26 protein-coding genes are annotated in these 23998 nt (G+C 44.1%); 20 read left to right on the plus strand and 6 right to left on the minus strand.

Annotation, left to right across the window (positions count from 1 at the left end; translation table 11 throughout):
• Window positions 1–5: 5 nt before the first annotated feature.
• The 7 genes from C7457_RS03550 to C7457_RS03580 are packed head-to-tail and all read left to right on the plus strand — an operon-like array spanning window position 6 to window position 5824.
• Window positions 6–1205 carry a dicarboxylate/amino acid:cation symporter gene (locus C7457_RS03550; RefSeq protein ID WP_121170063.1) on the plus strand — a complete coding sequence of 400 codons (1200 nt, stop codon included), beginning with the start codon at window positions 6–8 and terminating at the stop codon, window positions 1203–1205.
• Window positions 1202–2005, plus strand: a complete 804-nt coding sequence (locus tag C7457_RS03555; RefSeq protein ID WP_121170064.1) for an HAD-IIA family hydrolase — start codon at window positions 1202–1204, stop codon at window positions 2003–2005. The genes C7457_RS03550 and C7457_RS03555 overlap by 4 nt, the downstream gene beginning before the upstream one ends.
• Complete coding sequence (locus tag C7457_RS03560) at window positions 1998–2873, plus strand: UbiA-like polyprenyltransferase (RefSeq protein ID WP_121170065.1); 876 nt, start codon at window positions 1998–2000, stop codon at window positions 2871–2873. The genes C7457_RS03555 and C7457_RS03560 overlap by 8 nt, the downstream gene beginning before the upstream one ends.
• Window positions 2861–3475, plus strand: a complete 615-nt coding sequence (locus C7457_RS03565) for a MarC family protein (protein ID WP_121170066.1) — start codon at window positions 2861–2863, stop codon at window positions 3473–3475. Before C7457_RS03560 ends, C7457_RS03565 begins: the two co-directional genes overlap by 13 nt.
• The gene (gene dtd / locus C7457_RS03570) at window positions 3472–3918 is read left to right on the plus strand and encodes a D-aminoacyl-tRNA deacylase (RefSeq protein WP_121170067.1); all 447 of its coding nucleotides are present in this window, start codon (window positions 3472–3474) and stop codon (window positions 3916–3918) included. Before C7457_RS03565 ends, dtd begins: the two co-directional genes overlap by 4 nt.
• Window positions 3919–5061, plus strand: a complete 1143-nt coding sequence (locus C7457_RS03575) for a mechanosensitive ion channel family protein (RefSeq protein WP_245939569.1) — start codon at window positions 3919–3921, stop codon at window positions 5059–5061.
• On the plus strand, window positions 5039–5824 hold the full coding sequence (locus tag C7457_RS03580; protein ID WP_245939570.1) for a 6-carboxyhexanoate--CoA ligase: 786 nt from the start codon (window positions 5039–5041) through the stop codon (window positions 5822–5824). Before C7457_RS03575 ends, C7457_RS03580 begins: the two co-directional genes overlap by 23 nt.
• On the opposite strand, the gene C7457_RS03585 is transcribed toward C7457_RS03580, so the two are convergent.
• Genes C7457_RS03585 through mnmE form a run of 3 tightly spaced genes read right to left on the minus strand, consistent with a single transcriptional unit; the run spans window position 5775 to window position 8424 of the window.
• Entirely contained in the window at window positions 5775–6149 is a 375-nt protein-coding gene (locus C7457_RS03585; protein ID WP_121170069.1) for a bactofilin family protein, read from the minus strand. The two genes, C7457_RS03580 and C7457_RS03585, sit on opposite strands and share 50 nt — an antisense overlap.
• A complete protein-coding gene (locus tag C7457_RS03590) occupies window positions 6130–7014 on the minus strand; it encodes a peptidoglycan DD-metalloendopeptidase family protein (protein WP_121170071.1) in 885 nt (294 codons plus the stop codon). The genes C7457_RS03585 and C7457_RS03590 overlap by 20 nt, the downstream gene beginning before the upstream one ends.
• A gap of 15 nt (window positions 7015–7029) precedes the next feature.
• Entirely contained in the window at window positions 7030–8424 is a 1395-nt protein-coding gene (mnmE, locus tag C7457_RS03595; RefSeq protein ID WP_211321810.1) for a tRNA uridine-5-carboxymethylaminomethyl(34) synthesis GTPase MnmE, read from the minus strand.
• Window positions 8425–8475: 51 nt separating this feature from the next.
• Between mnmE and glmS the strand changes: the two genes are divergently transcribed.
• Both glmS and purU read left to right on the plus strand, forming a co-directional pair.
• Window positions 8476–10305: a glutamine--fructose-6-phosphate transaminase (isomerizing) gene (gene glmS, locus C7457_RS03600; protein ID WP_121170073.1), complete on the plus strand. Its 1830-nt coding sequence runs from the start codon at window positions 8476–8478 to the stop codon at window positions 10303–10305.
• A gap of 2 nt (window positions 10306–10307) precedes the next feature.
• The gene (purU, locus tag C7457_RS03605; protein ID WP_121170075.1) at window positions 10308–11165 is read left to right on the plus strand and encodes a formyltetrahydrofolate deformylase; all 858 of its coding nucleotides are present in this window, start codon (window positions 10308–10310) and stop codon (window positions 11163–11165) included.
• Here the strand turns inward: purU and hisG are convergent.
• From hisG to prmC, 3 genes are read right to left on the minus strand one after another with little or no spacing between them, the layout of a single operon-like run.
• Window positions 11152–11790, minus strand: a complete 639-nt coding sequence (gene hisG / locus C7457_RS03610) for an ATP phosphoribosyltransferase (RefSeq protein ID WP_121170077.1) — start codon at window positions 11788–11790, stop codon at window positions 11152–11154. The genes purU and hisG overlap by 14 nt on opposite strands.
• Before the next feature lie 10 nt (window positions 11791–11800).
• Entirely contained in the window at window positions 11801–13066 is a 1266-nt protein-coding gene (gene murA, locus C7457_RS03615; RefSeq protein WP_121170079.1) for a UDP-N-acetylglucosamine 1-carboxyvinyltransferase, read from the minus strand.
• A complete protein-coding gene (gene prmC / locus C7457_RS03620; protein ID WP_121170081.1) occupies window positions 13059–13910 on the minus strand; it encodes a peptide chain release factor N(5)-glutamine methyltransferase in 852 nt (283 codons plus the stop codon). The genes murA and prmC overlap by 8 nt, the downstream gene beginning before the upstream one ends.
• Window positions 13911–14139: 229 nt before the next feature.
• Here prmC and C7457_RS03625 point away from each other — a divergent pair, with 229 nt between their 5' ends.
• From C7457_RS03625 to C7457_RS03675, 11 genes are all read left to right on the plus strand, one after another.
• Window positions 14140–14832, plus strand: a complete 693-nt coding sequence (locus C7457_RS03625; protein WP_121170083.1) for a biotin--[acetyl-CoA-carboxylase] ligase — start codon at window positions 14140–14142, stop codon at window positions 14830–14832.
• Window positions 14829–15500 carry an HD domain-containing protein gene (locus tag C7457_RS03630; protein ID WP_121170085.1) on the plus strand — a complete coding sequence of 224 codons (672 nt, stop codon included), beginning with the start codon at window positions 14829–14831 and terminating at the stop codon, window positions 15498–15500. The genes C7457_RS03625 and C7457_RS03630 overlap by 4 nt, the downstream gene beginning before the upstream one ends.
• Window positions 15501–15510: 10 nt before the next feature.
• Window positions 15511–16161: a methylenetetrahydrofolate reductase C-terminal domain-containing protein gene (locus C7457_RS03635; protein WP_121170087.1), complete on the plus strand. Its 651-nt coding sequence runs from the start codon at window positions 15511–15513 to the stop codon at window positions 16159–16161.
• A 4-nt stretch (window positions 16162–16165) separates the two neighbouring features.
• Entirely contained in the window at window positions 16166–17047 is an 882-nt protein-coding gene (locus C7457_RS03640) for a methylenetetrahydrofolate reductase (protein WP_121170089.1), read from the plus strand.
• On the plus strand, window positions 17048–17740 hold the full coding sequence (gene uppS, locus C7457_RS03645; protein WP_121170091.1) for an undecaprenyl pyrophosphate synthase: 693 nt from the start codon (window positions 17048–17050) through the stop codon (window positions 17738–17740).
• On the plus strand, window positions 17737–18561 hold the full coding sequence (locus C7457_RS03650) for a phosphatidate cytidylyltransferase (protein ID WP_121170093.1): 825 nt from the start codon (window positions 17737–17739) through the stop codon (window positions 18559–18561). The genes uppS and C7457_RS03650 overlap by 4 nt, the downstream gene beginning before the upstream one ends.
• Window positions 18558–19544 (plus strand): hydrogenase expression/formation protein HypE, encoded by a 987-nt coding sequence (gene hypE / locus C7457_RS03655; RefSeq protein WP_121170095.1) that lies wholly within the window; start codon window positions 18558–18560, stop codon window positions 19542–19544. The genes C7457_RS03650 and hypE overlap by 4 nt, the downstream gene beginning before the upstream one ends.
• A complete protein-coding gene (locus tag C7457_RS03660) occupies window positions 19545–20312 on the plus strand; it encodes an ABC transporter permease (protein ID WP_121170097.1) in 768 nt (255 codons plus the stop codon).
• Window positions 20313–20315: 3 nt separating this feature from the next.
• Entirely contained in the window at window positions 20316–21365 is a 1050-nt protein-coding gene (gene hypD, locus C7457_RS03665) for a hydrogenase formation protein HypD (protein WP_121170099.1), read from the plus strand.
• Between the two features lie 75 nt (window positions 21366–21440).
• Window positions 21441–22760 carry a sigma-54-dependent transcriptional regulator gene (locus tag C7457_RS03670; RefSeq protein WP_121170101.1) on the plus strand — a complete coding sequence of 440 codons (1320 nt, stop codon included), beginning with the start codon at window positions 21441–21443 and terminating at the stop codon, window positions 22758–22760.
• Window positions 22750–23916: a sensor histidine kinase gene (locus C7457_RS03675; RefSeq protein WP_121170103.1), complete on the plus strand. Its 1167-nt coding sequence runs from the start codon at window positions 22750–22752 to the stop codon at window positions 23914–23916. Before C7457_RS03670 ends, C7457_RS03675 begins: the two co-directional genes overlap by 11 nt.
• Window positions 23917–23998 lie beyond the last annotated feature (82 nt).

Raw genomic sequence — 23998 nt, forward strand, 5'->3', positions numbered from 1 at the left:
GTTTAATGGGAAGTTTTTTCCTCTTTTTTATGGTCTTGGGGGTTTTCCTAGGTTTTATCTTTGGAGCCCTTTTCCCCTCTTTTTCCCTCTCCATCTCGTTTGTAGGGGAGCTCTTTTTGAGAGCTCTAAAGATGGTTGTCCTTCCTTTAATAGTCGTTTCCATAGCAGGTGCCATCCTTAATATGGAGACGATAGATAAGTTTAAAAGGATAGGTTTAAGGGCTATTTTGTACTACACGACGACAACTTCCTTGGCAGTTATAACTGGACTTGTTCTTGTCGTTCTCTTAAAGCCGGGGGTTGGAGTACCCTTTTCAGGAAACGACTTTAAACCTAAAGAGATCTCCTTTAGCTTAAAGGAACTTCTAGTTTCCTTAGTTCCTGATAACATCTTTAAGGCCCTTGTGAACTTTGACGTTTTGGCAGTTATCGTTTCAACTATACTCTTTTCTCTAGCAGTTCTATCGGTTGAGTGGAGGAGGGAGCTCCTACTTAAACAGCTTATTACAGAGCTTGACACCTCTTTAATGAGGTTAACTTCCTGGATTATAAAGCTCGCTCCAGTAGGAATCTGTTCATTAATTGCCAGTAAAGTTGCATCCTTAGGTGGAGCTTCAGCTCTTAAACCTATCTTTCTATCCCTGAGTAAGTACGTTTTAACAGTTTTAGCAGGGCTATCCTTTCACGCTCTCCTTACTCTCCCCTTCCTCTTCTTTCTTTTTACCCGTAAGAACCCTTATTCTCTGATTCTTAAAGTAAAGGAAGCTTTAATAACAGCCTTTGCCACTGCTTCCTCTTCGGCCACCCTTCCGGTAACTATTGCCGTTTCAACAGCTGCTGGGATTAAGAGGCAAGTAGCCAACTTTACTCTCCCCCTTGGAGCCACAATAAATATGGACGGGACGGCTCTCTACGAAGCTGTTGCGGCTGTCTTCTTGGCACAAGCCTACGGAATGGACCTATCTCTTCCCCAATACTTAACTATTTTCTTAACTGCAACTCTAGCGGCAATCGGAGCAGCCGGTATACCAGAGGCTGGTCTAATCACAATGGTTTTGGTTCTTGAATCTGTTGGAATTCCGATAGAGGGAATAGGGATAATCCTAGCTGTTGATTGGTTCCTTGACCGTTTTAGGACTGCCGTTAACGTTCTTGGTGATATAATCGGAGCTGCAATAATTTCAGCTTCTCTGGAGGAGAAATGATTGGTTTCCTCCTTGACCTTGAAGGAACTTTAGTTAAGGATAAGAGCTATACTCCCTTTAAAGAGGCCATTGATTTTACTAAGGAGCTTGACAGGAGAGGAATTCCCTGGATAGTTGCTACGAACAACTCAACCGAGAAACCTTATGAGCTCATCAAAATCCTAAGGGAGAAGGGTTTTAACGTTGATGAAAAGAAGCTCCTTTCTCCCTCTCTCCTTGCAAAGGACTTCCTAAAGGAAGAGGGGGTAAGTTCCATTTATTTTTTAGGAACAGACAAGATTAAGGAGTTTTTTGAGGAAGAGGGCTTTGAGGTTAAGGACGATTACAGAGTAGATGCTGTAGTTGTAGGTAGGGATAGAGAGGTAAACTACCAGAAGCTTAAAGTAGCAACGTCGGCCCTTGTGAAAAATGATGCGAAGCTCTTCTCGTTTCACATGAACCGGTTAATTCTTGACCCTGATGGTTTAGTAGGACCGAGCGTTGGAGCAATTGCCACTGCTCTTTCCTACGCTTCTAATAAACCCGTAATCTCCTTTGGTAAACCTTCAAAGGAGTACTTTAATAGGGCATTTGAACTCCTAGGGATTAAAGATCCAAAGAGGGTATTTATGGTTAGTGACGATCCCTTTACAGACCTTGCCCAAGGGAAAAGAGTTACTGGGTTTAAAACTGTTTTCGTTTTAAGCGGTAAGTACAGTGATGAGAAGGTCCTTGAAGAGGTAGAACCTTCTCTAAGGCCTGATTACGTGTTTACTGATATTTCAGGTTGTTTAAAGTTAATAGAGGGAAACCTTGAGTAGTATTCTTGAGAAGGTAAAGAATTACCTTGAGCTCATAAAGGTTGAGCATACAGTCTTTGCCCTCCCCTTTGCCCTTACTTCTGCACTGATTGCTGCAGACGGTTTCCCTAGCCTCTATCAGGTTTTCTGGATAACCGTTGCCCTGTTTGGAGCAAGGACGGCTGCAATGAGCTTAAATAGGGCTATTGATGCAGAGATTGATGCGAAAAATCCCAGAACCGCCAACCGCCATATTCCAAGGGGTGTAGTAAAGAAGACGGAAGGTTTACTACTGGCGGTTTTAGGTTTTGCTCTTATGGTCTATTCAGCGTATAGGCTGAATCCTTTGGCCTTTAAACTTTCCCCGGTTGCAATCTTTGTACTGACCCTTTACTCCTTTACTAAGAGGTTTACGGCCCTCTGCCACATCGTTTTAGGAGTGGCCATAGCCCTTGCTCCACTTGGGGCGTGGGTTGCCGTTAGGGGAAGTATTGACCTTCCTGCACTTATCCTATCAGCTGCAGTTGCTTTTTGGGTTGCAGGCTTTGACATTATTTACGCCCTTCAGGACGTTGAATTTGACCGTAAGATGGGTCTCTTCTCAATACCAGCTAAGCTTGGAGTTGAGAGAGCTCTCCTCCTTTCCCGCCTGTTTCACCTAATAACCCTTCTATGTCTCATCTTTGTCGGCCTTTTAGAGAACTTGGGTCTTTTTTACTACTTAGGCCTTCTGATTTCAGCATTCTTTATGGTTAAGGAACACAGAATAGTGGCTAGGGAAAGGGAGAAAATAGCCTTTGCCTTCTTCAACCTAAACGGTTACATATCTTTAACAGTTTTCTTCTTTACTCTCATTGACTTTCTTTGGAGGGGGACTTGGAGTTCTTAAAGTACTTTATTTCCCTCCTTGTAATAGTTGATCCTTTCTTTGCAGCGGTAATCGTTTCAACTATTGCTAATTCTGTTACTGAAGTTAAAAGCATAGGAAAGGGAGCAACCCTTACTTTCTTGGTTGCTTCGTTAATAACGATCCTTTTCGGTGAAGCTTTCTTAAAGCTTATAGGAGTAAGTGTCTTTAGCATAAAAATCTTTGGTGGGCTGATACTGCTTCATATGGCATTCCAGATGCTTCAGGCCCACAAGCCTAAGACGAAGCATACCGATCGTGAGGAAGAGGCAGTCTACGAAAAGAACAATATTTCAGTGATTCCCATTGGGATCCCCATCCTCTTTGGTCCGGGAGCCTTTACTACGCTCTTAATTTTTAGGGAAGAAGCATCAACCCTCTTTTCCATGCTTCAACTGATGCTTGCTGTCCTTTCACTTGCCGTTATCATCTATTTTTCAATCCTAAACTCCCTTTTCTTCTCAAAGAGGCTAGGGCCTACGGGAATAGGAGTTATGATGAGGATTTTTGGCCTCTTTACGGGAGCCCTCGGTTCCCAGTTCGTCGTTGACGGGATAAAACACCTGTGGATGGAGGGACAATGAAGGCCTGTCTTCAGAGAGTAATTTCTGGAAAAGTTGTTGTTAACGGCAAGGTCGTTGGAGAGATCGGAAAGGGAATAGTTGCACTCGTTGGCTTTGAGAAGGGAGATTTAACGAGCTACATTGATAAGATGGCTAATAAGATAGTCAACCTTAGGATTTTTGAGGACGATTCTGGAAAGATGAACCTCTCTTTAAAGGAGGTTGGTGGGGAGCTCCTCCTCGTTCCCAACTTTACGCTTGCTGCCGACTGCAGGAAGGGTAGACGTCCGAGCTTTCAGTCATCTGAAGAGCCTTCCCGGGCCGAAGAGATGTTTAACAGGCTGGTTGAGGCCTGCAGAGATGAAGGGATCAACGTTAAAACGGGAATTTTCGGTGCAGATATGAAGGTTCACATTATCAACGACGGTCCGGTGACCTTTATCTTAACCAATAAGGAGGTCTAGTTGGCGGGCAAGGACCTTTGGACAGGTTTACTGTCCAACTTTCAGAACTTTACTTCCAAACACGTTCCTTGGCTTAAGGTTGAATACGTCTTTGCCCTCTCTTTCCTGTTCCTTTCACTCCTTTCTCTCTGGAGCAGGAAGTTCTTCAGGAAGCTTCTTATGAAGTTCTTCCTCAGGGATAAGAGACTTACTAAGGCAGAGAAGATGTTGGTTAGCCTTTCTAACTGGATTTCTTACTTCTTCTCGCTTCTCTTTATAAACCTTGCTTTTGTTCAGTTAAGCTTACCTACAAAAGTTTTAAAGGTCTTCAATACAGCCTTTTTTATACTGTACGTCTTCATTTTGACCTTTGTCTTTGCACGGCTCGTTGAGATTTCCCTTGAGAGAATTTCCCAGAGAGTGAGGAAAAAGGTCTCTCCTACAGAAGCTCCTCTTGTGGATACTTACTATTCAATGATTTCTAAAATCGTTAACGTTTTTATCGTTCTCATTGCACTAATAGCGATCCTTGATAAGCTCGGTTTTAACGTTACGTCACTGGTTACCTCTTTAGGAGTTGGTTCCTTAGCGGTAGGCCTTGCTGCTCAGGATACTATTAAGAACTTCATTTCAGGAATTCTCCTCGTTACCGATAGGCAGTTTAGGATAGGCGATAGGGTCTACATAAAGAACATAGACGTTGAGGGGTACGTCTACGATATAGGCTTAAGGACTACCCGCATTTTAACTATTTCAGGCAACAACTTAATAACCGTTCCTAACTCAAAGCTTACAGAGGGAGTCATTGAGAACTCCCTCTACCCTGATCCAAAAGTTAAAGACTCTGTTGAAGTTGGGGTAGCCTACGGTACAGACGTTGAAAAGGTTAAAGAGTTACTTATCAGGTCGGTTGAAGGAGTTGCAGGAGTTCTCAAGGAGCCGCCTCCTTCTGTCTACTTTACACAGTTTGGAGATAGTTCCCTTATCTTTAAACTGATCTACTACGTTGAGAGGAAGGATTTAGCATTTGGCGTAAAGTCCACAGTTAATGAGAGGATTAAGAGGCTCTTTGAGGAGAACGGAATAGAAATTCCTTTCCCTCAACAGGATGTATGGTTTAGGAACCCTTTAAGGGTGGAAGGTGAAAGAGGAAAAACTCTTTAGCGTTAAGATGAGGAGCTCCTTTAAAGGTATCCACATATCAGGAGCGGAGGCGATAGTTCTAGAGGAAGAAGTAGAGGAAACTGTTCTTTCTTTCCTTAAGAGGGCTAGAAGCCACTCACGGGGTAGGGCAGACTTTATAAACGTAAAAGTTGAAGAACTTAAGGAAGAGCCAATTAGAGCTCCTCTCCTTCCTGTCTTTCACGTTGAAGGTGATCCTTTAAAAGCCCTTAAAAGGCTCTTTCCTTTAGCGGGAATTCCGATTGATTTGGGTTTTAAGGTTTACAATCTCTTACTTTCCGGACCGGCTCCCGGTGGGAGAGTAATGAGGGGAGCTATGATCGTTGAAGTCCCTTCAGGTAGGCGCCTAGAACCGGACATGGAAAGGGGAGTTCGGGCCTCGTTCCTAGGGATTACCAGAGAAGCTACAGATGAGCTTAAAGGACTTTCTGGAAAGCACTATACCGAAAACCTAAAGGAGGCTTTGACTCTAACTACAAAGATTAACTATTTTGACGGGGTTTTAGGGGAGCTCTGTATCTCCGACGACCCTAACTATACAACCGGCTACATTTCAGTTTCAGGAGTGGGCTACTTTAGGCTCTTCAACATTAAGCCTTTAAACCACCCTAAAGGGGGGAGGGCTCTTTTTGTAAAAAGGGGAATTCCCGTGAAAGATTTAATCTCTTTCCTTGAGAAGAAACCTTTCCTTGCAGTTAGCTTTCCTGGTTACTACTTTGAACTTCCAGAAAACTTCCGCTCTTAACTGTACCGTCAAGGGAAGCACCCTTTTCAACGGAGAGGGCTCTTACGTTTAAATTCCCTTTTATCTTTGCAGAACTCCTCACCTCAAGCTCTTCTGCCTTTATGTCTCCCTCTATCTCACCCATTAAGACTACTCTTTTTGCTTCAACGTTTCCTTTGACTTTAGAGCTCTCTCCGAATATTATGTAATCTCCTGAAACGTCTCCAAAGACTTGACCGTCAATCCTTACTTTGCCGGTTGCAAATATGTTTCCTTCAACTTTTAACTCTTCAGATAAAATGCTTTTAATCTCTCCACTCTCTACTTTATCTTTTTTTCCTATCAAGGCTCACCTCTAGGAAAGGTTCTGGATTTATTATTTTCCCTTTATACTTTATTGAGTAGTGGAGGTGAGGTCCTGTGCTCCTTCCGGTACTTCCCATGAGGCCTATAATCATTCCCCTTCCAACTCTCTGTCCTTTATGGACTACGATTTTAGCCATGTGGCCGTAGAAAGTTTTAAATCCGTTTCCGTGGTCTATTTCAACGTACTTTCCAAGAAGTCTGCAGTAGCCAGCCTTTACGACCTTTCCTTCAGCAGCAGCCCTTATTGGAGTTCTCCACCTGTTTGCTATATCTACTCCCAGGTGAAACTCTACAGACCCTGTGATAGGGTTTCTCCTAAGTCCGAACCCAGACGTTATTCTTCCGGCTGTAGGGTAGCCTATAGGGGTAGTCTTAAAGTTCTTTATGATTAGATCAACCCCAGGTATAAGTTCCTTCAAATCAATGCTTGGGTTGTTCAGTACCTTATCAATCGGAACGGCGGTACCACCTTCCCCTGCGCTTTCAAACTTTATACCGACCTTCTTCATCAACGAGTTAATCATTTCAACTCTTTTAGCAAGTTCCCTAACGGTTTCTTCTCTTTCTCTCTCTAGCTTTGCTACTTCTTTTTTTAACCTCTCATTCTGAGAACTTAATCTGCTAATTTCCCCTTCAAGTTTTTTCAACCTCTGTGTTAGCTCCCTCTTTTCTTCTTTCCTTTCAAAGTGTTCCTTTATAGAAATTCCCGCAAACACCGTAAGTGCAACGAAGGATCCGAGGAAGAGGGAGGAGAGGGTTATTAACAGTTTTTTGGAAATACTAAACCTGGAGTAGCTTCCTACTTCATCTTTAATTACTATGAACTGTATTTTGTCCTCTTTCATAAAAGCTTAAATCTCCTATTTTCCTATGCAGAACCGAGAAAAAATTATATCATACATATCCTCCGTCGTTACTTTGCCTACTATCATTCCTAGACTCTCTAGGGCTTGGTCAATATCCATTGAGAGGAATTCGGGAGATTCAAAACCTTCCTCTAGACTTTTAAGGGCTTTTTCAATTGAGTTTTTAGCTTTTTCTAAGAGCTCCCTGTGCCTTTCACTTGTTATTACCTCTTCTTCACCTCCAAAAACCGCTTCAGGTTCAAGTAAAACCATCTTTACAATCTCCTCTGAAAGCTTCTCAATCCCTTTCCCTTCCTTTGCGCTGATTTCAACGCACCTGTTCCACTCCTTTAAATCTTTACAGTTGACCTTTAACCCCGCATCCTTTTTGTTTACTACTACTATTACGTTTTTCCTCCCCTTAAGGAGTTCCCAAATTTTTTTATCTTCCTCAGTTAAACCGACAGAACCATCTACTACAAAGAGAACAACGTCGGCCTCTTTCAGCTTTTCAAGGCTCCTTTCAATTCCTATCCTCTCCACCTTTTCAGCAGTATCCCTTATTCCAGCAGTGTCTATAAGCCTTACGGGAATTCCCTTTACAGTAACGCTCTCTTCAATAACGTCCCTCGTAGTTCCTGGAATTTCCGTAACAATAGCCCTTTCTTCCCTTAAAAGGGCGTTTAAGAGTGAGGACTTGCCTACATTTGGTCTTCCAACTATCGCCACCTTTATCCCTTCTCTTATTACCTTTCCTTCCCTGTAGCTCTTTAGGAGTTTTTCTATCTCTTCCTTAATTTCAATTAACTTCTCTTTGACTTTTCCCCTTTCAAGGATCTCAACTTCTTCCTCTGGAAAATCTACGGCGGCCTCTATGTAGGCTTTAGTTTCAAGGAGTTTGTTCCTGATCCCCTCAATTCTCTTTGATAGAGAGCCTTCAAGGTGTCTTAGAGCGACCTTTGCCTCAACTTCACTCTTAGCTTCAATTAACTGGTTTATTGCTTCTGCCTGTACAAGGTCAATTTTCCCGTTTATAAAGGCCCTCATTGTAAATTCACCGGGTTCAGCAAGCCTTGCTCCCCTCTTTAGTACTTCCCTTAAAATCTTCCTCACCACGACTATTCCGCCGTGGCTGTGAATTTCAACTACGTCCTCTCCCGTGAAGCTCCTTGGAGCTCTCATGTAAACTGCCAAAACCTCGTCTATCGGCTCCCCAAACTCATCAACTACCAGTCCGTAGTAGACTCTCCTCTCTTCAAACTCTTCCTTCTTATTTCCCCTTTTAGTTCTGAAGAGTTCTTTAAGTATCCTAAGAGCCTCCTTTCCAGAGATCCTAACTATTCCGATAGCTCCTCTTCCAATTGGCGTTCCGATTGCCGCTATCGTATCCTGGCACATGTAATCTCTCATTTCTTCCTCCCAGACTGTTATACTAACAAAATAAAAATCTGGGAGATTTTAATGTGTGGAATTGTCGGTTACGTTGGAAAGGATAACGCAAAGAACGTTGTGGTTGACGGGTTAAAGAGGCTCGAGTATAGAGGTTACGACTCTGCAGGCTTAGCCCTGATAGTTAACGGTGAAATTAAAGTCTTTAAAAAGGTAGGGAAGATCAGAGAGTTTGAAATAGAGCTCAACAGGCTTAACGTTTACTCAAACGTTGGAATCGGCCATACTCGTTGGGCAACTCACGGTAAGCCCACCTTTGATAATGCCCATCCCCACCTTTCCTGCGACGGCAAAATAGCCCTCGTTCACAACGGGATAATAGAAAACTACGCCCAGCTTAAAGAGGAGTTCTTTAAAAAAGGCCACAAGTTTAAGTCTCAAACTGATACTGAAGTTGTAGTTCACCTGATAGAGGAGGAACTGAGGAGTTCTAGGGATTTTTTTGAAGCCTTCTTAAGGGCAGTAAACAGGTTAAAGGGTTCCTTTGCCCTTTGCGCTATAACTACCCATGAGCCCGATAGACTCTTCTGCGCCAGAAAGGACAGTCCTTTGGTTGTAGGCCTTGGAGAGGATGAGTCCTTCGTAGCTTCAGACGTTCCAGCTTTCCTATCCTATACAAACAGGGCCGTTTTCCTAGATGATGGGGAGGTTGCCGTTGTAGGTAGAGACGGGGCTGTCTTTTACGATTTTAGCGGGACTGAAGTTAAAAAGGAGGAAGTTAGAATCCCTTGGAGTTTAGCTCAGGCTGAGAAGGGTGGTTATAAACACTTTATGATTAAGGAAATCTACGAGCAGCCGAGGGCCGTTTCAGATACCATAAGTGGAAATATGGCTTGGTTTAAAGGGGATGTTCCTTTGGAAGGGATTGATCCAACTTCTTTTGAGAGGATACAGATCGTTGCTTGTGGAACCTCTTTCCACGCCGGGTTGATAGCTAAGTTCTTCTTTGAGAACTTTTCCCAGATACTAACTGAAGTTGACTACGCTTCTGAGTACCGATATAGGAATCCTGTAGTTAACGGGAAAACCTTGGTTATTGCAATAACTCAGTCGGGAGAGACTGCCGATACCCTTGCAGCTATGAGGCTTGCCAGAAAGAAAGGAGCAAAGCTCCTTGCTGTCTGTAACGTTATAGGCTCTACCGCAACCAGGGAAGCGGATACCGTCATATACACCTATGCAGGTCCTGAAATTAGCGTTGCCTCAACGAAGGCCTTTACAACTCAGCTAACTGCTCTATACATGCTTTCACTTTGGCTTGGTAGGGAAAATGGCGTTCTTAAAGAAGAAGAGGTAAACGCAAGGTTCTCTCAATTAATGGAAGTTCCCTCAAAGATTGAGTATTTCCTCGGTAGGGAGAAAAAGGAAGGAAACGTTAAGAATATTGCCCTTGAGTTCTACAGGTCTAAAGATGCTCTATACCTTGGTAGGCACGTTAACTATCCAATAGCACTTGAAGGTGCTTTAAAGCTGAAAGAGATTTCTTACATACACGCTGAAGGCTACCCTTCAGGAGAAATGAAGCACGGCCCTATTGCCCTTATAGATGAGAGTGTACCTGTTATATTTATTGCCACAAAGGGTAGTGTTTATGAGAAAGTGGTTTCAAACATGGAGGAGGTGAAGGCGAGGAAGGGTAAGATCATTGCCCTTTTGAACCCATCTTCTCCTGAAGTTGAAAGGATTTCAGATTTTAAGATTGAAGTTCCTGAGGTTGATGAGTTCTTGTCTCCTATTGTTAACGTTGTTCCGCTTCAGCTCTTTGCTTACTACATTGCCGATTTTCTTGGCTACGACGTTGACCAGCCGAGAAACCTTGCAAAAAGCGTAACTGTGGAGTGAAGATGGGTAGAACGGCAATTCTTTTGATCTCCTGTCCAGATACAAAGGGGATTCTCGCAGAGGTAACAGGGTTCATAGCTAGGAACGGCGGAAACATAATCCATGCCGATCAACATATAGACTTTCAGAAGAAAATCTTCTTCATGAGGATTGAGTGGGAGCTCTCAGACTTCAAAATTCCCGACTCCCAAATAGGGGATGCCTTCTCTCCGATTGCCCAGAAGTTTAAAATGGAGTGGGAGCTCCACTTTAGCGATGAAGTTAAAAGGGTTGCTATCTTTGTCTCAAAACACGATCACTGTCTCTACGAACTCCTCTACCGTTTTAAGGCTGGGGACTTTCCTGGAGGTGATTTAAGGCTGGTTATCAGCAACCACCTTGACCTTAAAGAGTTGGTTGAGCGTTTTGGGGTTCCCTTTTACCACTTTCCAGTGAGTAGGGAGAATAAACAGGAGGTTGAGAAAAAGGAACTGGAGCTCTTAAAGGAAGAAGGTATAGACTTAATCATTCTTGCCCGCTACATGCAGATTTTGAGCGATCAGTTTGTTAACCAGTACAGGAACAGGATAATAAACATTCACCACTCATTCCTTCCTGCCTTTGTAGGAGCGAAGCCCTACCACAGGGCTTACGAGAGAGGAGTAAAGATAATTGGGGCAACGAGCCACTACGTTACAGAGGAACTTGACCAGGGACCTATAATTGAACAGGACGTTGTTCGGGTAAGCCACAGGGATAGCGTTGAGGATATGATTAGAAAGGGCAGGGACCTTGAAAAGCTAGTCCTTGCCAGAGCTGTAAAGTGGCACCTTGAGAACAAGATTCTCGTTTACGACAACAAAACTGTTATCTTTGACTAATTGCAGATTTGAGTGAGTCTATTATCGGCTTTATCTCACTGTACTTTGTTTTGAGGCTAGCCCTGTTTACTATTAGCCTTGCAGTAGAGTTCAGGATCGTGTCTACCTCCCTTAGTCCGTTCTCCCTTAAAGTCGTTCCCGTTTGAACCAGGTCAACGATTCTGTCTGAGAGTCCTACCAGCGGCGCAAGCTCAACGGATCCGTAAAGTATAATGATTTCAGGGTGAATTCCTTTACTCCTAAAGTACCTATCAGTAATTTTAGGATACTTTGTGGCAACCCTTATGAAAGAGAGCTTTTCAAGGTCGTAAGGTTCGCTGATGTTAACCGGTTCGGCTACGCTTAACCTACACTCCCCAAACCTTAAGTCAAGGGGCTCGTAGAGGTCAAATCCCTTTTCTTTTATTACATCCTTTCCTGCAATCCCTAAGTCTGCAGCTCCGTAAAAGACGTAGGTGGGGACATCCATAGGTTTAACGAGTAGAAATCTGTACTTTCCACTTTCAAATATCAGTTTCCTAGTTTCTTTAAGGGTTTCGGATGCGTCAACTCCCGCCTTTTTTAAAAACTCTACGCTCTCCTTTAGTAATCTTCCCTTTGGAAGGGCAAAGGTTATCCTTTCCATTTTACTGCTCCTAGTATTTAAGCTCACTCTTTACCCTTTCTATTTCTGCACCAAGGGCCTTTAGTTTCTCTTCCATCCTCTCGTAGCCCCTGTCAAGGTGGTAAATTCTATAAACTTCCGTTGTATTTTCAGCTGCTAGCCCTGCAATTACCAATGAGGCACTTGCCCTTAGGTCCGTTGCCGTTACTTTTGCCCCGGATAGTTTCTTAACTCCCTTTACTACTACAGTGTTCCCGTCAATCTTCAGATCTGCCCCTAAGCGCTTTAGCTCTAAAGCGTGCATAAATCTATTTTCAAAAATGGTCTCCTTTATAACAGAAACCCCTTCAGCTAGGCACATTGCAGCCATAAACTGTGCCTGCATATCGGTTGGAAATCCAGGGTAAGGAGCCGTTGTAACATCGGTTCCCTTCAAACTACCGGTTTTTTTCACTTTTACCTTTCTATCGCTTAACTTTTCAATGCTGAGTCCAGATTCCAAAAACTTTTCAATTACAGCCGTTAGACTTTCGTAGGGGAACTCTTCTATTTCTACTTCTCCTCCAACTGCTCCAACTGCCGCAACGAAAGTTCCAGCCTCTATCCTGTCAGCCATTACTCTGTAAGTTGCAGGGTGGAGTTCCTCTTGACCGACAACTTCTATCGTATCTGTTCCCTCCCCCTCTATTTTAACCCCCATAGCCTTTAGAGCCCTTGCAAGGTCAACGATTTCCGGTTCCTTCGCAGCGTTCCTTATTACAGTCTTCCCTTTAGCAAGGGTTGCTGCCATCATTACGTTTTCAGTTCCACCAACCGTTGGAAAGTCAAAGGTTATTTCGTTTCCCTTTAGGCCCTTTGGAGCTTCAGCTATTACGTAGCCGTGTTTAACCTCTATTCTTGCTCCCAGCCTTTCAAGGCCTTTTAAGTGTAGATCTACCGGTCTTAAGCCTATTGCACATCCACCGGGAAGGGAAACAACTGCCTTCCTGTACCTTGCCACTAAAGGTCCAAGGGCTAAGATGGAGGCCCTCATCATCTTTACAAGCTCGTAGGGGGCCTCTTTTCTCTCTACTTCTCCGTAAATCCTTACTCTATTGTCCTTCCTTTCAACATTAAGGCCCATGTAAGAAAGGATTTTACAGGTGGTATCAACATCTTTGAGCTGCGGAACGTTCTCTACTTCAAGCTCTCCGCTCAAAATGGATGAAAATAGTATTGGAAGGCTAGCGTTTTTAGAACCTGAAACTTTAACTTTCCCTTTTAGTTCTTTACCACCTTTTATTACGAATTTATACATCTTCTTTTACTCCTAATGCGACTCTATCAATACCGGATAAGTCCTTGAAAATTTTAACTCCTTTAAAACCTCTTTCCTCAAGCAGTTCCTTTACCCTTTCGCCCTGTCCTTCTCCAAATTCAAGCGCTATAAATCCGCCTGGTTTAAGCTTTTCTCTGGCCTCTTTTATTAAACTTTCTATTACTTCAAAACCGGTTTTACCTGCAAAGAGGGCAACTGCAGGTTCAAACTTTACAACTTCCCTATCTACTCTCTTGTCGTCAAACGATATGTATGGAGGGTTTGAAACTACCACATCAACTTTCTCGTTAATTTCCTTTAATAGGTTGCTCTTTTTAAATTCAACCGGACAGCTTAAGTTTTCAGCATTCTCCTTTGCTACTTTCAGCGCTTTTTCAGATATGTCAACACCTATAATTTCATGTTTGTTCTTCGTTAATTTACAGAGAGAAATAGCTATACAGCCACTTCCTGTTCCTACGTCAATGATCTTTAAACCTTCCTTATCTTTAACTCTTTCGTAAACAACCTCAACTAAAAGTTCTGTTTCAGACCTAGGTATCAAAACTCCCCTTTCGACTTTAAAACTGAAACCGAAGAACTCCTTTCTTCCAGTTATATAAGCTACAGGCTCTCCCTTTGCCCTCCTTACAATTAACTTCCTGTAATTCTCTACTTCTTCTTCAGTTAAGGGCCTATCAAAATTTGTGTAAAGTTCTACTCTGCTTTTAAAACCGAGGGAGTAACTTAATAGGAGTTCTGCATCTAGCCTAGGACTCCTACTTCCCCTCTCTCTTAAAATCTCCGTAGCTCTCTTTAGTAATGCTCCGATGGTCCACTTCATAGCGGAGTATTATCTACTAAATTGTTTTTTTGTTCAATATTACTTATAAAATTTACGGTTATTTAGTTTGCCAAACCAAACCTCAACCTCAAAATAGTATCCCTTACTTCCCTAAGTATTCCCATAGGTCCTTTATAGGAACTTATTTCCTATCCAGTCTAACCCTATTATTTAATTCAGAGTTAAATTAGTTCTGATCACTCTAAACCTACTTTGACGGAGGAAATCTTTGAAAATCCTTTACTTTGAAGAGCTCCCTTCAACCAACGACTACCTTAAATCTGTTCCATTTGAACCTTTCCTGGGAGTAGTTGCCCTATCTCAGACTGCAGGAAGGGGTAGAAGGGGAAAGAGTTGGCTTTCAGAAAGGGAAAAGGGGCTCTACTTTTCACTTCTCTTTCCTCCCCTAAAGGAAAACCTAACCTTGGCTGGTCTAGCCTTTGGCTATGCAACCTACTTGGCCTTAAAGGAACTCTCTCCCGACTTTTACTTAAAGTGGCCTAACGATGTCTACATAAACGGAAAGAAAGTTGCCGGAGTTTTACCGGAGATCTTAAAGGACCGTCTGATAGTCGGAGTTGGAATAAACCTCCTCTACGCGGAAGAAGAGCTTTCCTCACTTTCCGTTCCGGCAACGTCACTCAAAGCTCAAGGTATAGAGTTTAATTACGACCTTTTAGTTTCAAACCTATATAACCAATTAGTTGAACACTACCACCTTCTAGATAGAGGTTTTTTTAAAGTTGATGAATTTGAAAAAGCGTGTCCTTTAGTAGGCTCTCCCGTAAAAGTAATTGAGGGTGAAAAAGTTTATAATGCTTTTGCCTTAGGTGTAGATAGGGAAGGAGCCTTGATCGTTGAGACTTCAGAAGGTATAAAGAGGCTCTTCTCGGCAGAGGTTTCCGTAAGAGAGGTAAGATGAGAGAGGTAGAGTTTCCAACCTACAGGGAGCTCCTTAAGGACAAGAGAATCCTCTACTACATAGAAAGGGCCGATTACTTTTTAGAGAGAATGGGGTACACTGACCACGGTATAAAACACGTAGGCTGGGTAGCTCAGAAGGCCAGGGAACTACTTCTAGCCATAACTGGTGATAGGCGTTTAGCAGAGCTTGCCGGGGTTGCCGGGCTTTTGCACGACATCGGTCACGTTGTTGGCCGCCACGACCACGCCCAGAGCGGAGCCCTCCTTGCATACCAGCTCTTAAAGGGAAGGGGCTACCTGGACGACGACTTAACGGAGATAACATTTGCAATTGGAAACCACGAAGAAGGAACAGGAGAGCCTGCGACAGAAGTTGCAGCTGCTTTGGTTATTGCCGATAAGTCCCACGTTCACAGAACTAGAGTGAGGAGCTCCAAGACGATATACGAGGATATTCACGACAGGGTCAACTACGCCGTCCTTTACTCAAACCTTTTGGTTGATAAGAAAGAAAAGGTTCTAAGGCTGGTTCTAAAGATAGATACTGAAATTTCAGACCTGCTGGACTACTTTTCTATATTCCAGCCTAGGATGGAGATGTGCCGTAGGGCTACTCAGGTTCTAGGCTACCGCTTTAGAATCAGGATTAACGACACCGACCTTTAGGGGGAGTTAAATGGTAACAGTTAGGCTGAAACCTGTAGAGGAGATAGTAAAGTCCTTGAAGCCTTACCGGAAAGTGTTTGTTATAGGCTGTCAGCTTGGTTCTGGGAGGTGTAAAAACGGCGGTTTAAGGGAAGCCTTTAAGGTTGCCGGTTACCTTGAACTTCACGGCTTTAAGATAAGTGGGGTTAAGAGTCCCGGCGGAACATGTATTCTTGAGAGGTTGGATTCCTCAGATAGGAGTTTGATTAAGGAGGCTGAAAGTTCCTCAGATGCAATTCTCTCCTTGGCATGTGGGGCCGGTACACAGCTTATTGCTGAAAACGTTTCTATTCCTGTTGTCACAGGAGTTAACACTCTCTTCATAGGGGTTGAGAGGGAGAGGAAGTACTTTGATGAGTACTGTATAGCCTGCGGTGAGTGTGTAATCTCTGAAACCGGCGGGATCTGTCCCGTTGCAAGGTGTCCTAAGTCCCTCGTAAACGGTCCCTGCGGTGGGGCTATAGCCGGTAAGTGTGAAGTTGACCCTTCAATTCCCTGTATCTGGTACAGGATAGAGAATAGGTTGAGAGAGCTCTGTTCTTTAGAGACCCTTAAAAAGAGAGTCCCCCTTAAAGATTACAGGGCTTCAGTTTATCCGAGAAGGTTAGTTCTGGAGGATTGAGGAGTTGGAGTTTAGAGAGAAATTAGAGTCTGGGCAGTTTCTCATAACCGTTGAAGTGGCACCTCCGAGGGGAGTTAGCTGGGAGGAGACTATCTCAGCCCTTAAACCTTTAAAGGGAAAGGTAGATGCCTTTAACGTTACAGACTGTCAGCGTTCAATGGTTAGAATGTCTGCGCTGTCAATGGCTAAGCTCCTGCTTGACTCTGGATATGAGCCTATTCTACAGCTAACCTGTAGGGATAGGAACAGAATTGCCCTTCAATCTGACCTTCTGGGGGCCTGGACCTTAGGTATAAGAAACCTTTGTCTTATGACTGGAGACTTTACTACGCTGGGCGATCAGCCCGACGCAAAGCCAGTTTTTGACGTTGATTCGGTTCAGCTGATAGAGATTGCAGAGAAACTAAACTCTGGAAGGCTTCTAAATGGAAAGGAGCTAAACGGTAAGACCTCCTTTCTCATAGGAGCAGTTCACAATCCTTTTGCAGGTCCTGAGTTCCTTCAAACGTTGAAACTTAAGAAGAAAATAGAGGCTGGGGCACGCTTTGTACAGACCCAGCCGGTGTACGAGTTGAAAATAGCTGAGGAGGTCCACAGCCTCATTTCCTCCCTTGGAGCAGTTCCCCTAATAGGGCTACTTCCTATTAAGAGCCTTAAGATGGCAAACTTCATGAAGAGGCTCAATCCTACTTCAATTCCGCCTTCTCTCATTGATGGCCTTGAGAGGGCTAAAGATCCTGTCCTGTACGGTTGGGAATATACCCTGGATCTTGCCAGGGCTGTTTCAGAGTTTGGAGCTGGCGTTCACTTCATGCTTGTTGGTAAAGTTAGGGAGCTTGCAGACTTTATTGACGAGCTGAGGAATAACAGGAGAGAAGGGCCTTAAATGGAAGTAAAGAACGTTCCGGTTCACGTTGGAATAATTATGGATGGAAATGGCCGTTGGGCTCAAATGAGAGGTTTACCCAGAATTGAGGGCCACAAAGCTGGAGCCCAGACTACTGAGAAGATCGTCGTAGCAGCGAGAAAAACTGGAATTAAGTACCTCTCCCTCTTTGCCTTTTCAACTGAGAACTGGAAGAGGCCTAAAGAGGAAGTTGAGTTCCTTTTTCACCTTATGTACGAGTATGTTAAAAGTAAACTTCCCCTCTTCCTTGAGAATAACGTAAGGTTTAGGGCTATGGGAAGGCTCTGGAAGCTCCCTCCTTACCTTCAAGAGGCTTTTTCCAGCGTAGAGGAGAAAACCTCCCACTGTACCGGAATGACCACCGTTTTTGCAGTCAACTACGGAGGCAAACAGGAGATTTTGGACGCAGTTAACAGAGCTATAAAAGATGGCCATAGGGAGATAACCGAAGCCGTTTTAAGGAGGTACCTTTACATTCCTGAGCTTCCAGACCTTGACCTATTAATTAGAACCAGCGGGGAGCTCCGAATTTCAAACTTCCTCCTGTGGCAGTCTGCATATACGGAGCTCTGGTTTACCGATACCCTCTGGCCAGACTTTACCGAGGAGGAGTTCATGAGGGCCCTCCTTGATTACTCTAAGAGGGAGAGGAGGTTTGGCGGAGTAAAATGAAAGAAAGGATAGTTGGAGCTCTTATCGTTCTAATTTATGCTCTCCTCATGTACTTACTTCCCTACAACTACTACTACTCCCTCGTTTACCTGCTGGGAGTTTTTATGGTGGTCGAGCTCTTTAAAATGGCCTCCCTTGAAAAGCTCTTGACCTGGGCAGTTCTCCTATTCTCACTTGCCTTCTTTGTGGCTGTAAACCTTCCACTTGTTTTATCCCTCCTATCAAAAGTCTTCTCAAGTTTCTCCCTTATCTTTTACAGCGGAACTTTTCTCTCTTACCTTCTTATTCTCCTACCGGCCCTACTCTCCCTTACTCTCCTCCTTTTCTCTCTCCTTTCTTACGGTGAGGTTAAAACTTCCTTCTTTCCGACCCTTTTCTTCCTCATCTATATAACCTTTGGAACCGTTGCCCTTGCTAAGTTAACTAAACCCTACTTCCTCCTTCTACTGTCAATTGTCTGGAGTACAGATACTTTTGCCTACTTAGTCGGTAAGTACTTTGGGAAGAGGAGGATTACTCCGAAAGTTAGCCCTAAAAAGACCCTTGAGGGCTCTGTTGGAGGAAGTCTTGCAGGAGCTCTCCTATCCCTTCTCATAGGTTCAGAGCTGGGCCTTCTGGAACCTTCTCTAGAGAGTTTATTCATTTTGTTTTTCCTTACCGTTGTATCCCAGCTCGGAGACCTACTTGAGAGCGCACTAAAGAGGCTATTTGGTGTAAAGGATTCTGGTAATATAATACCCGGCCATGGCGGGGTCCTTGATAGACTTGACAGTACTCTTGCTGTTTCCCCATTCCTCTTTGTTATTGGAGGCCTTTCATGAAGAAGGTAGAAATTGGGCACGGAAGCGGAGGTAAGCTTACAAAGGAGCTGGTAGAGAACCTATTCCTTAAATACTTTAGTTCTCCTGCCCTTCATAAGCTTTCCGACTCTACTTATGCTCCTGGATTTAATAAGTTGGCCATTACTACGGACAGTTACGTCGTTCAGCCCCTTTTCTTCCCCGGTGGAAACATTGGAAAGCTTGCAGTGAGCGGAACCGTTAACGACCTTACTGTTGGCGGAGCTCTTCCCAAATACCTAACTGCTGGTTTTATTATTGAAGAAGGTTTTCCATTAGAAGAGCTTGAGAAGATAGTTTCTACCATGGCTGAGACTGCTAAAGAAGCCGGAGTTGAAATTGTTGCAGGTGATACTAAAGTCGTTGAAAAGGGAAAGTGTGACGGAGTTTATATAAACACTGCTGGGGTTGGTCAGGTTGTTAGGGAACTTTCCCCGAAACTTATAAAGCCTGGGGATAAGGTAATAGTTACTGGAACTATTGGGGACCATGGAATAGCAATATCCCTTGCAAGGGAAGAGTTTGAGCTTGAAACGACACTTGAGAGCGACTGCGCTCCTCTTAACTCTCTCCTAGTTTCCCTCTTTGAACTTCCCGGCTTGAGATTTATGAGGGATCCAACCAGGGGAGGGCTTGCCACTGTTTTAGTTGAGGTCTGTGAGTCTGCCGGGCTTGGAGCTCTTTTGTACGAGGAGAAGATTCCCGTTAGGGAAGACGTTAAGTTCGTATGCGACATGCTCGGTTACGATCCTCTCTACCTTGCAAATGAAGGCAAGGCTGTTGTAATAGTTTCTCCTGAAGATTCACAGAGGGCCCTTGAAATTCTCCGTTCCCATCCCCTTGGTAAGAATGCACAGTTAATAGGAGAGATTACTCAAGATCCTCACGTTTTACTTAAAACGGAAGTTGGAGGGATGAGGAGGTTGGAGCTCCTTGAGGAAGATTCCCTTCCAAGGATCTGTTAAATGGTTGAACCGATAGAAGTCCTAAGAATTCTCCTTGTTTCATACTCCTTCGTTCTGGCGGTGGTTCTCCTTGATAGGAAGTTTTCCATAGGAATTTGGAAAGAGCTACTCATCTCTTCCGTTCTTTCCCTCATCCAACTTATTTTGATTGGATTTGTAATTCTCTTCTTCTTAAAGCTTAAGCATCCTATCTATAACTTCATCTTCGTTCTCTTCTTCTACTTTAACGCCTCTTTGATTGCCCTTAAGAGGTTTAACCTTCCACTTCCAAAGTATAGAGCTTTTCTCGTTATCTTTTTCTCTATCTCTACTCTCTCTAGTTTAACCCTCTTCCTCCTTTACTTTGGAGGGGTTCTACACTTGAAGGCCACTTCACTAATTCCTCTTGCCGGAATAGTTACTGCTGCAGGAATGAGGAGCCTCTCCCTTTCCTTTAAGTACTACTCTACTCGCTTACAGGATTTGGAGGATATTATCCTGGGAATGGCTGCTTTGGGAGCTCCGAATTTTGAAATTTTTAAGTTTATTTTCCGCCAGCTCATTGATGACGTAACGACCCCTGTGAGGGATATGTTCCGCTCCGTTGGTATAGTCCACATTCCGGGAGTTATGGTCGGTCTTCTCCTTGCTGGAGCCTTTCCCTTAAAGGCAGCCCTCGTTCAGTTTGCAGTTCTCAGCACTATGGTCTTTCAGTTTACATTTACTCCAACCCTTGCCCTGTTTCTCCTGGTTCTTTCCTTTGGAGTTAAAATTCCTAACAGGAGTTGAATTATGAAGAGAGAAAGAGTTAAAGAACTTGTAAACCTAATCCATTCACTTGCTCCAAGGGATAGAAAAGTAAAGATAATGAACGTCTGCGGTTCTCATGAACATACGATAACCCATGCAGGCCTCCGTTCCTTGATGCCTGAAGCTATTGAGCTCGTTCCGGGACCGGGGTGTCCAGTTTGTGTCTGTTCTGAAAGCGACGTAATAAACGCAATAAACCTTTCAAATAGGGACGACGTTATCCTCGCAACTTACGGAGATATGCTGAGAGTCCCTACAAAAATCGGTTCAATCAGGAGCAGTGGCGGAAACTATAAGATGATCTCTGCTCCACATGAGGTTTTAAAGATTGCAAAAGAGAATCCCGATAAGAAAGTTGTCTTTTTCTCAATAGGATTTGAAACGACCACAGCTCCAACAGCTGCTCTCCTTGAGATGGGTATTCCGGATAACGTCTTTATACTTACCTCTCAAAAGCTTACCCCTGAGATAATGGAAGTTCTAGTTAAGGATTCTGAGGTAGGAGTTGATGCGTTTATTGCTCCCGGCCACGTTTCTGCAATAGTAGGCTCAAAGGCTTGGAAGGTCTTCCCTGAGGAGTACGGAATACCGACAGTTGTTGCTGGGTTTGAGCCGGAGAACCTCCTCCTTGCGATTGTTAAGGTTCTCTACCAGCTAAAAGAGGGAAGGGCGGACCTTGAGAACGTCTATAGCGGAGTTGTTCGTCCTGAAGGGAATAGAAAGGCTCAGGAACTTATGTATAAGTACTTTGAAAAGGCTGATGTAAACTGGAGGGGAATAGGTTTGATTCCAAAATCGGGGCTGGAGCTCCGACCGGAATACTCTAACGTTAACGCAAAAGTAGTCTTCAACCTTCCAGAAATCAAAGAGGAGAAAATCCCAGGGTGCATCTGCGACAAGGTCGTCCTCGGTAAGGCCTATCCAACCGACTGTAAACTCTTCGGGACTGCCTGCACCCCGAGAAATCCCAAAGGCCCCTGTATGGTCTCCTTAGAGGGCGCCTGCAACATTTGGTACCGCTTCGGAAATTAACTTTTATCCCCTCTTTTCTCTATTCTCCAGTTAGTATTTCTCTTTGGTAGAGTATTATCTTTGGAGGAGAGAAATTTGGACAGTTTTAGGGTTCTGCTTGTTGAAGACGATAAAGTTCAGAGGGAGCTCCTTACCGAGCTTTTAGAGGAGGAAGGCTTTTCGGTTGCTTCGGCCTCAAGCGGTGAGAGAGCCCTTGACCTCTTCAGGAAGGAGCGCTACGACGCGGTTATTACCGACGTTCGCCTTCCTGGTATGAGCGGTTTGGAGCTCCTACAGAAGTTAAAAGAGCTTGAGCCCTCTGTTGAAATAATAGTGATAACCGCTTTCAGCAGCGTTGATGATGCTGTAAAGGCTATAAAAATGGGAGCTTTCCACTACGTAACAAAGCCCTTTGAGCCCGAAGTTCTGCTTAACCTGCTCAGAAAGGCCTGTAAGCTGAGACTCCTCTCTAAACCTTCAAGGGAGTGTTGCGGTCTGGTTTACTCCTCAAAGGTTATGGAGAATTTGATTAATCAGGCTTCACTCTTTGCCCGCTCCGATGCTCCCGTTTTAATAACCGGTGAAAGCGGAAGCGGTAAGGAGCTCCTTGCCCGTTTCATCCACAGGGAGAGCCGCAGAAAAGTGCAGTTCGTTGCGGTCAACTGCGGAGCTCTCCCCAAGGAACTCTTTGAAGCCGAGCTCTTTGGCTACGAGAAGGGAGCCTTCACCGGAGCAACCTCCTCCAAAAAGGGGCTTGTTGAGGAAGCCGAAGGAGGAACTCTCTTCCTTGACGAAATTGGCGAACTTCCTTTAGAACTCCAACCCAAACTCCTGCGCTTTCTTCAGGAGGGAGAGTTCAGAAGGGTAGGGAGCACCAAACTCAGAAAGGCCAGTGTTCGGATTATAGCCGCAACAAACAGGGACTTAAAAAGAATGGTTAAAGATGGAAAATTCAGGGAAGATCTATACTACCGGCTGAGCGTTTTAACTCTTAATATACTGCCCCTCAGGGATAGGCCTGAAGATATTCCCGTTTTAATTGAACACTTCTTAAGAAAGTACTCTAAAAAGTATTCAAAAAAGGTCAGGATAACCCTTGAAGCCCTTGAGCTTCTTTTGGCTTACTCCTATCCCGGAAACGTCAGGGAGCTTGAAAATCTGATTCACCGTTTAGTTATCCTTTCAAGAGGTGAAGTTGATAGAGCTCTTCTTACTTCCTTTATGAACCTAACTTCACCCTCGGTTTCCTTTACTCCCGACCTTTCAAAGCCTTTGCCTAAGGTAATTGAGGAAGTTGAGCGGGCAATGATAGAGGAGGCCTTAAGGAGGGCCAACTTTGTCCAGACAAGGGCTGCAAGGCTTTTGGGAATAGATGAAAAGTCTTTGAGGTATAAGAGGAAGAAGTATGGAATTTAGGGAGCTCCCCCTTAAAAAGCTCTCACTCTTTGCCTTGCCTTTAACTTTCCTCTTTACCGTTATGCTCCTAAACTTCTACTTCCTTCAGAGCGAGCTTGAAGACTTCTACTCCTTAATTATAAAGGAAGAAATTTCAAAAGTTCGCTCTGTCGTTGAGGGAACTCTCTCTGCAGGGGGAGACCCGGTTGATGCCCTCAGCTACTACATAGAGCACTCAAAGCTCCTTAAAGGTGCTACTTTCTACATCGGGGGAAGGGAGGTTATTGTTCCCGGCTCCGATATATCCGACTCTTACTATCAGGTTGTTTTGGAAGTTAAGCCCTTTAGATTTAAGCTCTTTATTGATACTTCCTATCTGAAAGAGCTCAACCGACACATAAAAATTATCTTCTTCTACCTCATATTCTTCACCCTCCTCTTTTCCCTTTTTCTCCTCTATTGGCTCAGGGAGTATTACAGGGAGAGAATTGAGCACGAGAGGGAGAGGCAGGAGAAAGAGAGAATTAAGAGTATTAACCTCGTGATTCACTCAATCCTCCACGAAGTGAAGAACAGGCTCAACGTTTTAAACCTTTTACTCCACAGGTTTAAAAGGAGTGGCGATAGTAAATACCTTGATATGTTGAGGCAGGAGCTCCGCTCCTTAAACCGCTACGTTGAGGAGACGGCCGATTTAAGGAAACCGATTTCTCTTGATATTGCCAAGTTTCCGGTCGGAGCCCTCTTTAACGAGCTGAAACTCAGGGTTGAGCCCCTTGCAGATAAGGGAGGTGTTAAACTCCTTTTTGACTACCACAACTGCCCTTTGAAGGCCGACTACGAGAGGCTCCTCTCTGCCTTAACAGACCTTGTGAAAAATGCCATTGAGGCCCTTGAAGGTAAAGAGGAAAGAGTTGTAAGAGTAGGGGGACGGGGGGCCGGTAAGTTTTACACTTTTAAGGTTCTTGATAGCGGGGGAGAACTGCCGAAGAGGGAGCTCTTTAAACCCTTTAAAACCTCAAAGGATAGAGGTTTTGGCTTGGGGCTCTTTAACGTAAAGAGGATAGCTCTGGCCCACGGGGGAGAAGTATGGGCCTTTACACAGGACGGTTGGACCGTTTTTGAGCTGAAGATTCCTGCCGACTGCTCGGAAATTTCCCCGAAAAACGGGAAGTAGATTCGGAAATTTTTCCGTCCTTTTCTCTACGATTTCCCCTCTTTAGGCGTTCCAAAATTGGCACTCCGATTGCTAACAATAT

The organism is Thermovibrio guaymasensis (assembly GCF_003633715.1).
In the GTDB taxonomy this organism is placed as follows: domain Bacteria; phylum Aquificota; class Aquificia; order Desulfurobacteriales; family Desulfurobacteriaceae; genus Thermovibrio; species Thermovibrio guaymasensis.

What these genes read in the sequence shown, in the direction of transcription:
- C7457_RS03550 (WP_121170063.1), top strand. Translation starts at nt 6, where the DNA reads ATGGGAAGTTTTTTCCTCTTTTTTATGGTCTTGGGGGTTTTCCTAGGT.
- C7457_RS03555 (WP_121170064.1), top strand. Translation starts at nt 1,202, where the DNA reads ATGATTGGTTTCCTCCTTGACCTTGAAGGAACTTTAGTTAAGGATAAG.
- dtd (WP_121170067.1), top strand. Translation starts at nt 3,472, where the DNA reads ATGAAGGCCTGTCTTCAGAGAGTAATTTCTGGAAAAGTTGTTGTTAAC.
- C7457_RS03590 (WP_121170071.1), bottom strand. Translation starts at nt 7,014, where the DNA reads ATGAAAGAGGACAAAATACAGTTCATAGTAATTAAAGATGAAGTAGGA.
- mnmE (WP_211321810.1), bottom strand. Translation starts at nt 8,424, where the DNA reads ATGAGAGATTACATGTGCCAGGATACGATAGCGGCAATCGGAACGCCA.
- glmS (WP_121170073.1), top strand. Translation starts at nt 8,476, where the DNA reads ATGTGTGGAATTGTCGGTTACGTTGGAAAGGATAACGCAAAGAACGTT.
- purU (WP_121170075.1), top strand. Translation starts at nt 10,308, where the DNA reads ATGGGTAGAACGGCAATTCTTTTGATCTCCTGTCCAGATACAAAGGGG.
- hisG (WP_121170077.1), bottom strand. Translation starts at nt 11,790, where the DNA reads ATGGAAAGGATAACCTTTGCCCTTCCAAAGGGAAGATTACTAAAGGAG.
- murA (WP_121170079.1), bottom strand. Translation starts at nt 13,066, where the DNA reads ATGTATAAATTCGTAATAAAAGGTGGTAAAGAACTAAAAGGGAAAGTT.
- prmC (WP_121170081.1), bottom strand. Translation starts at nt 13,910, where the DNA reads ATGAAGTGGACCATCGGAGCATTACTAAAGAGAGCTACGGAGATTTTA.
- C7457_RS03630 (WP_121170085.1), top strand. Translation starts at nt 14,829, where the DNA reads ATGAGAGAGGTAGAGTTTCCAACCTACAGGGAGCTCCTTAAGGACAAG.
- C7457_RS03635 (WP_121170087.1), top strand. Translation starts at nt 15,511, where the DNA reads ATGGTAACAGTTAGGCTGAAACCTGTAGAGGAGATAGTAAAGTCCTTG.
- uppS (WP_121170091.1), top strand. Translation starts at nt 17,048, where the DNA reads ATGGAAGTAAAGAACGTTCCGGTTCACGTTGGAATAATTATGGATGGA.
- C7457_RS03650 (WP_121170093.1), top strand. Translation starts at nt 17,737, where the DNA reads ATGAAAGAAAGGATAGTTGGAGCTCTTATCGTTCTAATTTATGCTCTC.
- hypE (WP_121170095.1), top strand. Translation starts at nt 18,558, where the DNA reads ATGAAGAAGGTAGAAATTGGGCACGGAAGCGGAGGTAAGCTTACAAAG.
- C7457_RS03660 (WP_121170097.1), top strand. Translation starts at nt 19,545, where the DNA reads ATGGTTGAACCGATAGAAGTCCTAAGAATTCTCCTTGTTTCATACTCC.
- hypD (WP_121170099.1), top strand. Translation starts at nt 20,316, where the DNA reads ATGAAGAGAGAAAGAGTTAAAGAACTTGTAAACCTAATCCATTCACTT.
- C7457_RS03675 (WP_121170103.1), top strand. Translation starts at nt 22,750, where the DNA reads ATGGAATTTAGGGAGCTCCCCCTTAAAAAGCTCTCACTCTTTGCCTTG.